This is a genomic window from Methanosarcina sp. (genome assembly GCF_049706645.1).
In the GTDB taxonomy this organism is placed as follows: Archaea; Halobacteriota; Methanosarcinia; order Methanosarcinales; family Methanosarcinaceae; genus Methanosarcina.
On sequence record NZ_JBNAKP010000035.1, the window covers coordinates 56,038 to 67,721 of the forward strand.

The 11,684-nt window shown below is 43.7% G+C and carries 9 protein-coding genes; 6 read left to right on the forward strand and 3 right to left on the reverse strand.

Annotation, left to right across the window (positions count from 1 at the left end; all coding sequences use genetic code 11):
- The first annotated feature begins 347 nt into the window (after nucleotides 1-347).
- Complete coding sequence (locus ACPK8D_RS12385) at nucleotides 348-614, forward strand: hypothetical protein (RefSeq protein WP_424718163.1); 267 nt, start codon at nucleotides 348-350, stop codon at nucleotides 612-614.
- A 641-nt stretch (nucleotides 615-1,255) separates the two neighbouring features.
- The gene (locus tag ACPK8D_RS12390; protein WP_424718164.1) at nucleotides 1,256-2,443 is read left to right on the forward strand and encodes a tetratricopeptide repeat protein; all 1,188 of its coding nucleotides are present in this window, start codon (nucleotides 1,256-1,258) and stop codon (nucleotides 2,441-2,443) included.
- A 203-nt stretch (nucleotides 2,444-2,646) separates the two neighbouring features.
- On the opposite strand, the gene ACPK8D_RS12395 is transcribed toward ACPK8D_RS12390, so the two are convergent.
- Nucleotides 2,647-3,444 (reverse strand): metallophosphoesterase, encoded by a 798-nt coding sequence (locus ACPK8D_RS12395; RefSeq protein WP_424718165.1) that lies wholly within the window; start codon nucleotides 3,442-3,444, stop codon nucleotides 2,647-2,649.
- 419 nt (nucleotides 3,445-3,863) lie between these two features.
- Here ACPK8D_RS12395 and ACPK8D_RS12400 point away from each other — a divergent pair, with 419 nt between their 5' ends.
- On the forward strand, nucleotides 3,864-4,253 hold the full coding sequence (locus tag ACPK8D_RS12400) for a hypothetical protein (RefSeq protein WP_424718166.1): 390 nt from the start codon (nucleotides 3,864-3,866) through the stop codon (nucleotides 4,251-4,253).
- A gap of 306 nt (nucleotides 4,254-4,559) precedes the next feature.
- On the forward strand, nucleotides 4,560-5,612 hold the full coding sequence (locus ACPK8D_RS12405; protein WP_424718167.1) for a tetratricopeptide repeat protein: 1,053 nt from the start codon (nucleotides 4,560-4,562) through the stop codon (nucleotides 5,610-5,612).
- Nucleotides 5,613-5,616: 4 nt separating this feature from the next.
- Here ACPK8D_RS12405 and ACPK8D_RS12410 read toward each other — a convergent pair whose 3' ends face one another.
- The gene (locus ACPK8D_RS12410) at nucleotides 5,617-6,342 is read right to left on the reverse strand and encodes a DUF434 domain-containing protein (protein ID WP_424718168.1); all 726 of its coding nucleotides are present in this window, start codon (nucleotides 6,340-6,342) and stop codon (nucleotides 5,617-5,619) included.
- A gap of 201 nt (nucleotides 6,343-6,543) precedes the next feature.
- On the opposite strand from ACPK8D_RS12410, the gene ala reads away from it, so the two are divergent.
- A complete protein-coding gene (ala, locus tag ACPK8D_RS12415; RefSeq protein ID WP_424718169.1) occupies nucleotides 6,544-7,524 on the forward strand; it encodes an alanine dehydrogenase in 981 nt (326 codons plus the stop codon).
- 747 nt (nucleotides 7,525-8,271) lie between these two features.
- Here ala and ACPK8D_RS12420 read toward each other — a convergent pair.
- Complete coding sequence (locus ACPK8D_RS12420; RefSeq protein WP_424718170.1) at nucleotides 8,272-9,729, reverse strand: cobyric acid synthase; 1,458 nt, start codon at nucleotides 9,727-9,729, stop codon at nucleotides 8,272-8,274.
- A 605-nt stretch (nucleotides 9,730-10,334) separates the two neighbouring features.
- On the opposite strand from ACPK8D_RS12420, the gene ACPK8D_RS12425 reads away from it, so the two are divergent.
- Entirely contained in the window at nucleotides 10,335-11,495 is a 1,161-nt protein-coding gene (locus ACPK8D_RS12425; protein WP_424718171.1) for a hypothetical protein, read from the forward strand.
- Nucleotides 11,496-11,684 lie beyond the last annotated feature (189 nt).

An 11,684-nucleotide genomic window follows, 5' to 3' on the forward strand; every position in this document is an offset into this window, starting at 1 on the left:
ATTTATTTGTACTGATTGTACTTATTAACAATTCTCAATATATCTTAACAATAGTTTAAATATCAATTCTAGATTTTACAGTGAGGAGCTACTGCCCTTCTTATATATTTTCTTTTGGGCTATTTTCTCAAAGAACTCTATTCGCTGAGAGATTTATAAATAAACGTATGAGTCTGTATGAGTATAATACTGAGTATCAACACTTAGTATCTAATGTTAAGTTTTACACCGGGCCCGAAACGAGATTCACAATACCGGTAATGGCATAATTCACAACGCCAGCAACTAAACTAAACTCACAACGCCAGCAGGAAAAAGGCAAAGACAGACCATAATGGAAGAAAAGCATGAAAGAAACAAAAAGTACGAAAAATGGAGTAAAAGGCACTAAAACAGAGCAGCCTCGTGGGAGATGGATGGCGCCGGGAATCGGAGCAGGTGCAGCCCTTGGAATTCTCTTTGGAAATTTTGTTCTCGGTCCCGCACTGGGTTCTCAGACCACAGGTTATATCCTCGGCATGTCTATGGGTGCAGCTATCGGTCTCGTTTCAGGATTATCATTAAGTTCAGGACAGAGCCATAAAACCGTAAACAAAGAAGAGAAAGAAAACTGACGCAAATATTAATTGACACAGATTTATTGACGCAGATTAACTAAAATAGATTAACTGACACAAACTGGTTGACATAGTTAATTGACAGGTTAATCGATACATGTTAATTGATAAGCCCAACTGATACAGATAGAACTGATCCGTATCCGGAACTGATGCGCTTGTCTGCAACGATTTTGAATCTACCTTTCTGAGGTTATATACTCCCAGTTATCTATTTACTCTTGCCTTGGGGTGGTTTACCCTTTTTCTTTTCAATTTACCTGCTGGCCCTTTCTTTCCAGTTGGAGACAATAGTCATTACGTTTTTATAGATACATATTTATTTTTCCTGCTTTTCCTGTTTTAACAGGACTACTTTTCTCCTGCAAAGCACGTTCTGTCAGGAAAGTGCTATTGCTTTAAGCAGGCAACTGTTTTATTTAGCGATACAAAGGGATAGTCTGTTATATGATAGCTATAATATTATGTTCGTAGTATAACGCACTATTAAATAAAATAATATTATACCCGAAACCCTACGCACTACTCACGCACTAATATATTCTATCAAATGTAAAATATAGTCCGGATGTTAACACTGATAGTAGTTTCACTTATCCCCTAAAAAATAGCATTTACTTTTCTGAGGTGCCGGATATATGGACTTCGATGCAATTGACGACTTTGTATATAATGTTATTGGAACGATCGGATCCGACCAGAAAAAGCTGTGCTCTGCAGTTGATTTTGTTCTGGAACTTGCGGAAGAAAAATCCTTTTCCCCCAATACCTTGCTTGACCTTTCCAATGCCTGCAAGCAGCAGAAAATGGTTATGGAAGAATATGTTTTCGCAAAAGCCTGTTTCATAAGGGCCTCCGGAAAACTCCGTGAGGATGCCTGTTTTGCGCTGGGCACTGCGGCGCACGTTCTGGGCTTTTACCTTGAAGCGGAAGCAAGCTATCTTGAGGTTCTAAAAGAAAATCCAGAGTGCGGAGATGTAAGGTGTGCCTATGCCGAACTTCTTTTAGAATCCGGGAAAACCGAAGACGCTGAGAAGGAGTATAAAGCGGTACTTGAAACTTCTCCAGAGCATGTAAAAGCAAGTGCAGGGTATGCTTACCTCCTGACCGAGTACGGATATGTAAGGGAAGCCGAAGAATACTACTCAAGGGCGCTTGCGGTTGATCCTGACTATGTTCCTGCCAGAGGTGGGTACGCAAACCTGCTTTTTGAGCTGGGAAGACTGAGGGATGCGGAAAAGGAATACAGGCTAGCAATAGAACTGGACCCTGAAGATCCAAGCCTACATCACAACTGCGGAGTTTTACTTTCTTTTTTAGGACGTTCTTCAGAAGCCGAAATAGAGTACAGAACAGCTCTCTCTCTTAACCCCAGACACAGGCGGACTCTTTTTAACTATGGGAACCTCCTTGCAAGAGAAGGCAGGGTCTCGGAAGCCGAAGCGCAGTACATGGAAGCTCTTGCCCTTGATCAAAACGATGCCAAAGTTCATTCCAACTATGCAAATCTCCTGGCCCGCTTTGGAAGGCGGTACGAAGCTGAAATGGAGTACAAAAAAGCACTCAGTCTGGACCCGGAGAGTGCCGAAGGACATTACAGCTATGGGAACCTTCTTTCGGAGATCGGGCGCTTATCCGAAGCCGAAGACGAATACAGGAAGGCACTTGTCCTGAATCCGTATTATCCTCCCCTTCACTACAGCTACGGCCTTCTTATGAGGAAGATGGGGCGCTTTGACGAAGCCAAAAAAGAGTACATGAAGGCCATGCAGCTTGACCCGGATATAGGAAGCAAAATGACAGAAACCTGGATCATCCTGGATTAAACATAAGTTCGGAACTTTGTATTAAGTTTCCCTACCCCATTTCCCTATCAAAGTAACATCCAACCCGGCATTTTCTTTTTACTTTTGATTAATCCTCAGAATACGAATCCAGATATTCGGAACCTATTATCGGTAGAATCTTCAGAAAAGTAACAATTTAGGAGACGTAAACTTTCTCTTACATTGAGCTTCTCTTATTCCTTCTAATTCCCGAAAACAAATAGTTTTATCTCTTCTTTTTCAAATAGGGCAAAAGCCGCCGCATTCCCGAGTCCGACATAGTCCGGGCAGGAAAAGAGGGAGAGCAGTTTCCCGCCAAACCACCACTTATACCCTTCCTCAAGGGCTGTATGACCTCTTACTATTCTTTTCAGATTATTTGTCTTTAAAAAACCGTCTACAATATCTGGCCCGAATTCCTTTACAGTCGAACCTCTGGTCGAACCGGTGAGTCCGGGACGTTCCGAAGGATCATTCCAGAGATAGGGAAAAGCGTCTTCCTTCCTGATATTATCAATCCTGCCTGTTCCGTTAATCCCGCCATGTACGCAGAACGTGTGCCCCGAAAGTATAGCTGCTATCGGCATTTTATCATATGTCCGGCTGACCCTCAGGAGAAATTCCTGATCTGAACCTATTTCCTCAAAAAAACCGTAGTAGAGATTCATATCCACAGTTTCGTGATTCCCCCTGAGAAGGACTATATGCTCAGGGTCTTCAAGCTTCAACCGGAAAAGCCTTATAAGAACTTCGGTACCTTGCGGTCCTCTGTCCACATAATCCCCGAGAAAAAGAAGATTTTTACAATTTATTTCTTCCCTTCTTTCTATTAAGAATTCGAGGGCCTGCAAATCCCCGTGAATATCCCCAACAATCATTATCTGCTCGGAATCAATTCGAAGCACGGCAGGTTCCGACTCAAACATACGGTTTATTTCCGGGAGAAGGAGAAGAAGTTCTTCTTTTGCGGCAATTTTACTGGAAACCTTTCCTGATACCACGGGATCACCTCTCTTCAAGGGCCTCTCAGGGAGGCCTATCTGGAAATACTTTTATACTCTTTTCTAGGGAAGCCAATCTGAATCGTTCTGTTATATACGAGAGGGAATTTTTATGCGATAAACATTTTCCAAGCCTCAAAGAGAAATTTTTTCAGCACTCGCATATGCCATCAGGTTCTCAATTTTCGTTTGTGAAGGCAGGCTTATAAATGCCAAAGTCTAAAATCAAGTATTAAATAAGCTTAAAATCCAGGCAATTAGAAGTCCAGACAGCCAGGAATCAATGAATTAAAAGTCCGGTCAATTAAAAACCCAGTAAACTAAAACCCAGTAAATTCAAAATCCAGTAAATTCAAAATCCAGTTAACTAAATTGAATTATGAAAGTTTTTATCCGGGATATACAAGGGGGGCAGAATAGTGGAACTTGATATCAATGAGCAGGATCCTGAGGATATGGATCTTACAGATGTTGTGCTTGAATACGATGATGTTGTCTCTGCAATTTCAGTTCTGGAAAAGCGCAGAGAGGAGTTGAGAAATCGTATTCTCAATACCCTGACGGAAAAAGATATCGATATACTGAGAATAGGAAATGTGGAACTCAAGCGGCAGAAGGTTGAATGGAAACTCTGGCGCGTAAACAGATTAAAATCCTATCTTATGAAGAAGGATCTCTGGGACATAGTCGAATCGGTTGACAGGAGAACTCTAAGCAGATTGATAGAAAAGGGAATACTGACTGAAGAGGAACTTAAAGGTACATACGATGTAGAGACGCGATACAGTTTGCATGTAAGCAGGGTTTGAATAGTTGGGAAGAAGTTGCTCGTATGGGAAAGGAAGGAAGAGACAAAGGATCCGGATAAGGTCAGTTTCATGTGAGCAGGAATTGAATTAAATAGAGAGCCTTCAGGTGAAGATTCAGGGAGGAATAGTCCATCTAATCCTCTCTTTCCGGTTTCTCGATTTTTCTGAGTTCTGGTTAATTGATTATTTTTCGAGATCTTACAAAGTCAACTATTTATGTTTTATATTACTACAGTTATACAGCCAACTATTTATATCCAGCCGAGTAAAGTCTCTTTAGAGGTAAATTTCAGGAGGTTTTTAGGCATGGAGATTGATGCTGTAGACAAGCTGGTTTTTCATGTAATCGAAGAGGTTGCAGCCGCTAATTCTGACCTCGATAAGGTCATTGAGTTTGTCATTTTCTTCTCAACTGAGCATGCGCTTTCCCAGGAAATCCTGCTGAAACTTTCATCTATTTTTGGTAAAGACTCGATGTACAGGGAAAAATACGTAATTTCCAGAGCTTGTGCCTCGCTATTCTCAGGAAAAGCCCGGGAAGATACGCTTATGGAGGCGGGAAAAACGGCTTTTCTGCTGGGACTTGATGAACTTGCTGTACGGGAATTCAAAGAAATTCTCAAAGAGGATCCTGAAAATATCGAAGTGCTTTGCGCATACGGGACAGTTCTGGCGAGGAAGGAGGAAACCGATGCTGCACGAGTTCAGTACGAAAAGGCCCTGGAACTTAATCCTTTCCACGTAGAAACGCTTTGCAGCTACGGTTGCCTGCTTTACAGGCTCAAAAAAACTGACGAAGCCGAAGAAATGTACAGCAGAGCCTTGCTTCTTGACCGGGAGAATGTGAGCGCTCATTGCGGGTACGGGATTCTGCTTTCTAAACGCGGGGAAATAACTGAAGCAAGCTACCATTATACTCGAGCTCTTGAGCTTGAACCTGGCCATGTGGAATCCAATTTCCGCTATGCCCGTCTCCTTGAAGAAAAGGGAGAACCCCTTGATGCTGAAAAACATTACATAGTAGCCCTCAAAGCTGACCCTGAAAATCCACGCCCGCATCTTTTCTATGCCCGGTTGCTTGCAGAACACGGGTTTATTCATGGGGCAAGGGTACACTTCAGGTATGCTCTTAAACTGAATCCTGAAGATGTTGAGGCTCATTGCGAGTACGCCAGGCTGCTTGCAAGATTCGGACACAGGCACGAAGCTGAAGTCCAGTATAAAAAAGCCCTTGAGCTTGACCCCGGGCATTTCGGAACCCTGCACGGGTATGCGGATTTGCTAAAAGAAAAAGGGCAGTACGCAGACGCCGAAGAAATTTACAGGCAGGCTGAGTTATTTAAACGAAGTGCCTGGTAACCGGTCAATACAACCTCACCGGTTCAATTCCCATTTTTTCCATCAAGCAGGCAGGGATATCGAGTACCTCCAGGACCGAATCTATAATAATTCCGTCGGAAGTTGCCACAATCAGATTCTTTTCCGGATTTCCTCCCTCGGTTTTCAGCTCGAAATCCGCGATTTTTGAGGTTTTTGCCTCGCCTGAAATTCCGTATTCTTTCAGTTTGTAACGGATGAAACCTGCAAGCTCCCCACTCCGGCTTATCTGGGCGTCAAAAAGAAAAATGACTGAGTTCGGACCTGCTTCGGAAAGAAACTTGAGGACTGCATTGAGGGCTTCTTCGATATCTTCGGCCTGTTTTGCCTTGCTGAAATAGTAGCGGGTATCTCTTATGTAGCCATCGTCACAGAACCACATAGGTTCTTTTTTTAGCAGGCTGTCCATACTGAGAAGAACATTGTACCCATCAAGGAGAAGCTTCCTATCTTTTATGCCGTTGCAGGCAATTTTTTTATTGATCCTGGAAACTATCCTGTCCGGGGGCATAACCACCCTTGTGAGTATCTGTCGTTCTTCCAGGCTGAGCTGGAAATGGTCAGCCACGAAACGGATAGTCGAAAACTTGGGATAACCCCATCGGAGTATGCTCCGGATATCCCGCGCAGGCTTGAGTAATTTTTTTCTGAGCCGTTCTTCTTTCAGGCAGGGATCGGAAAAATCAGCTGAACTTTCATGCAGATCTCTCATTAACGGTTGTCTCCTTTTAGGAAGGGAGTTCTTTAAATGAGTGAAGATATATGTTATATATACATATCTGCACAAATAAAAATAATAATGTGTGATCTCAGGCCGTCGGTTTGCCTCTTTGGTTTTTGTTTCGGTTCTGTTCAATTTTATCTTGATTTTCAGCTGTGAGCCAACTCACGGTTCCGGCTGGAGGGTTATACTATGGAAGTATTATGGCTGGCTCAGGAAGAAGTAAAAAGTGTTATGGATATGAGTTCTGATATGCAGGTAGTGGAAAGAGCTTTCAGGCAGCACGGGCTTGGCAGGGTCCAGATGCCTCCCAAATCGTACCTCTATTATACGGCCTATAACGGGGACCTGCGGACAATGCCTGCATATCTTGAAGAAGAAAATATTACTGGCGTGAAAATTGTAAACGTCCACCCCGGAAATCCGGATCGTGGGCTTCCTACGGTAATGGCGCTTATTGTCCTTATTTCTCCGGAAACAGGCGCTCCGGTAGCAGTTATGGACGGAACCTATCTGACCGATATCCGGACCGGAGCCGCAGGGGGGATTGCCGCAAAATATCTGGCAAGAAAGGATTCGAAGGTTATAGGCCTGGTCGGGGCCGGAAACCAGGCAAAGACCCAGATCGAAGCTCTCTGCGATGTTTTTGAACCCGAACTGGTAAGAATCACTTCCAGGACAAAAGAAAGTTCTGAACAGTTTATCCGGGAAATGTCAGATATTACTCCCTGTGAAATCCGTTATGAAGACAGCATTGAGAAGGTCTGCAATTGTGATATCCTGGTCACGACCACTCCGACCAGAAAACCTATCGTAAAGGCTCAGTGGATCAAAGAGGGCACTCACATAAATGCAATCGGGGCGGATGCGATAGGAAAAGAAGAACTTGACCCCGAACTTTTACTTCGGTCCAAGGTAATTGTGGACGATATGGTCCAGGCGCTCCATTCCGGAGAAGTAAACGTTCCTCTCTCAAAGCACTACATTTCGGAAAACGATATCCATGCCCAGCTCGGCGAAGTGATCGCCGGCCTGAAACCGGGCAGGACAAGTGATGAGGAAATTACGATCTTCGACTCAACAGGCCTTGCAATTCAGGACGTTGCAAGCGCACACCTTGTTTATGAGAGGGCTATCACTAAAGGACTCGGCATGCAGGTCCGGATGTTCTGAAGCTCCCGATCCCGTCTCAGGAGGACGGTCCGAACTGTGCTCTAAAAATAGGCAATGTGCTGCCCTTTTCGCTCACCTCGTTCGCTCAAGAGGGTTAATTTATAATTAAAGATACTGAAGCGAGCTCAAGAGGGGTAACTATGGGTAAGAGAAACTATTTTTTACTCGCTGGGGATGGATAATTGGGAAAGTAATGCTGTTTTTCGCCCGCGCAGGCGAACTGATTTATAGCGTTAAATCTTTTCCGTTTCTTCAGTTTTCTCGCGACTACGAGATTTCAGTGATTTAAAACCAGAGATGGCACCTGTTAAAGTAGTGTAAGAAAAGGAGCACGGACACTGTCTTTTCGGATCTTTCTTCTTTCGTGGTGTGGAACCTGACTGGGAATTTTCTGTATTGAGCTGGTTTGCAGATATAGTGAATTAAAACCACCGAAAGTGAGGAAAATAGAGAATAAACAGGTTACAGGTATGCTTTCAGGCTTAGAAGTATGAGTGGACTCTTTCGGGCTTAGATATATAAGGGGACTTTAACATAAATGTTAAAATTTGAAACTATAGTAGAACAAATTCACAATGCATAAATAATTAACAACAAATTATTTATTATTGAGCGGTTTCTGGAGGCCGGTTATACCCTCCGCGAATACTGTACTTTATTCCCCAATAATATAGTTTTTAGTTCCGACTATTCCCAATACTCTCCTGAAACCGCTCAGTACTTTTTTTACCCCGATACTTCTTTTTTTCAGACTCCGATTATCTCGTAGACTTTTTCCATGTCAAGATTCTGCTCAACTACATTTGCGAGTTCTTCGTAGGCGTCGCTTTCGGTCATGGCATTTTCAGGCCTGTACTCAAGCCCTTTCTTTTCGTAGAGGTAGTGCATTAGGGCATTTCTTATATTCCTGTTGTCAAAAAGCCCGTGAAGGTAGGTGCCAATTACCAGGCCGGCCTCGTCGATTGCACCGTCATCCCCGAATATGTTACGGTAGGAGTCGGTTATCCCCATATGGATTTCATATCCTTTTATTTCCTCCCCGTCTATAGGGGCCAGTATCGGGCCGTAAGCATTCACTTTCTTCGTGACCTGGATTGTTCTCTTTTTGTATTCTCCGAACTTTGTTCCGATATCCAGAAGTCCAAGGCCTTCGAACTCCGCTTCGACCCCGTTTTCGACCCCGGAATCATAAATTATCCTGCCAAGCATCTGGTAGCCGCCACAGATCCCGAAAATCGGAACTTTTCCCTTAAAAGCCTGAATTTTTCCGGCCATCCCGCTTGCCTTAAGGTCGAGCAGGTCATTAACCGTATTCTTTGTGCCCGGGATCATGATCGCGTCCGGGGTTCCGAGGTCTTCGTCAAGCTCTACGTAGCGGATTTTAGCAAATCCTTCAAGGGGTTCGAAGTCCGTAAAATTCGAGATCCTGGGCAGGCGGATAACCGCGATCTCGATATCTTTTTCGTTTTTTACGCCCTCTTTATCCTCAAGCGAGACCGAATCCTCCGAGGGGATATTGAGCTTGAAATAAGGAAGGACTCCAAGCACCGGGATGCCTGTTTTTTCTTCAAGTTGCTTCAGGCCCGGCTTCAGGATTTCCAGGTCGCCTCTGAACTTATTGATTACAAATCCTTTGACATTTTTCCGTACATCCTCGGGAAGAAGTGCAACTGTGCCGTAAAGGCTTGCAAAAACGCCTCCTCTTTCTATATCTCCAACAAGAATTATGGGAGCCTGCGTAAGTCTTGCAGTGCCGACGTTTACGATATCCCTTTCGTAAAGGTTAATTTCGGCAGCCCCGCCTGCTCCTTCCATGACAATAATATCGTGTTCCTTGCAAAGTCTTTCGAGAGCCCCTTCGAGGACTTCGTTCATCTCTGCAATGGAATCGTAGTACTGGCCTGCGCTTCTGTCAGCATAAGGTTCCCCCAGCAGGATTATCTGGGAAACGCAGTCTCCTTTGGGTTTTAGAAGGACAGGGTTCATATCGGCAGTGGGCTCGGTGCCTGCGGCTTTTGCCTGGATTGCCTGGGCAATTCCGATTTCCTTTCCGTCCTTTGTGATCCAGGAATTGAGGCTCATGTTCTGAGCCTTGAAGGGGGCAACCCTGTATTCTCTCGATAGGATCCTGCATATGGCAGTCACGACTGAACTCTTCCCAACATGGGAGGCGGTTCCCAGGATCAAAACGCTTTTCTTTTCCATTTTTACCACACCTTCTGCTCGAGCACTTATTTTTTAACACTTACTTTTATATTTTTTAATAAATTGGCCGTTATTTTTCTCCTGAGGATGCAAATCAAGTAAACTTGTTTATTTTTAATATTTATCCTCTTATACTTTAACTAAAGAATAAATAGTTTCGGATTCACCACAGGTTTTGTTTATCTACTTAAATAGCTGACCGGATTTCAGGCTTTTTATCTTCTCAAGCTTTATTTCTTATTTCAACCTTTAATTTCAACCTTTATCTTCTTTAGGACTTACGCGGTTGAGGAATGAAATCAAGTACATGTGGCCCCATCATAATTCTTGAGATTTAGACAGTTAAGTTTTACTGTTGCTGTTTTTCAGTTCAACCGCGTAAGTCCTATTCTTATCAAGCTTCATTTTCTTATTTCAATCATTATTTTCTCGTTTCAGGCTTTGTTCCCTGATTTTGCCTCTGCCTTGCGTGCTTTTTTCTACTTCCCATCCTTGATCGGGTTTTATCTTTTCTCCTTAAACCGAAAAACTTGTTTTTCTCGCTACATTTCTTTTAAATAACATCAAAACAATCTTTTTGGTAATCGAATCGGGGAAAAAAGACAATGAAAGCCGCGCTTTTCTTATTTATTTTATTTATCATCTCAGCCACTCCAGCGTTTGCAGCAGATGGCTCTCCTGCCGGAGAAGCGAATACGGCTCGCATAGCCGAACTTTATAGTGACCTTGAGTCCTTTGACGTGACTCTTTACTCGACCCAGCCAGAAGAAAATCTGAGTCTTGAGGCACTTCTTGTAAGTTCCGAAGGGACGCATGAGAAAACGCTTGACAGGCAGGTGCTTTTAGCTGGCAGCCTTCCTGCAAATATCAGAGCCACGAAGGTTGGTTTCTGGAATGTCAGCAATCCCGAACGTGGATCTTATACTCTGAGGGCCAGGCTTCTTGAGGGAAAACAGGTTATCTCAGAGGCGGAATATAACTTTGCTTATGGCAGCAATTCTGCGTCAAGGCTGCAGGTCAACGATCTGGTCCCTAACTCCCAGGGAATGAGTGTTGCACTTTCTCCAAAAGAAGCCTCACTTTTTGATATCGAATATATGCTTGTAAACGGCTCGGATGTCGTTTATACGACAAGAACTGAAAAATTATCGCTTACCAGCACTCCGGATGTCTTTTCTGCTCTCTGGGGCACGCTTCTTGAGAATAATAAGGAATATGTGGGCAGGGTCAAAATTCAGGTCTATTCCCCCCAAAGGGAATTTATAAGCTCAACCGAGCGGTTCACTGCCAGGAATGATGCTGAGATTACCGACATCTACGAAGATGAAACCGGAGCGAGCGCAACAGTTTTCGGGCGTTCCCAGGTGCCTTTTGAAGGAGACCTTGTCTTCTCTGTATATGAACTGGCTGGGGCTTCAGGAAATGGAAACTCCGGGCTGGTAGAATCCACCCGAGCAAGGGTTCCAGTGCTCCTGAATAACGATGATGAGACCGTTGAGGTTGCCTGGAGCCAGAGGCTTTCGGAAGGAGTCTACAGGCTTGAGATCGAGCTTCTTGGAAACGACGGTGACATTATTGAGCGCAGGGAAACTATAATTCAGTCCGACCTTTCCCCGGTTTCAAATGTGAGCCAGGTAAACGATTCTGACAATGGGACAGTAACTCCGGATGAGAATGATGAAGACGGCGTTCCTGGGTTTCCTTCAGTTGCAGGAATTACAGGGCTTATTGTGGTGTCGGTTTTTTTGAGGAGGATTCGAAGCTGAATCCCGTCATTTTACCTGTGGGCAACATTTGAGGTGTATAGGTTCATGGTTATCCTGATGCGTATCGTGTAAAATGAATTCAAAGAAAAATAAGTTCAAAGAAAAATAAGTTCAAAAAAACATAAGTTCAAAAAAACAAAGTTCAAAGAAATACAAGCTCAAAGAAATACAGGCTCAAAGAGACATAAA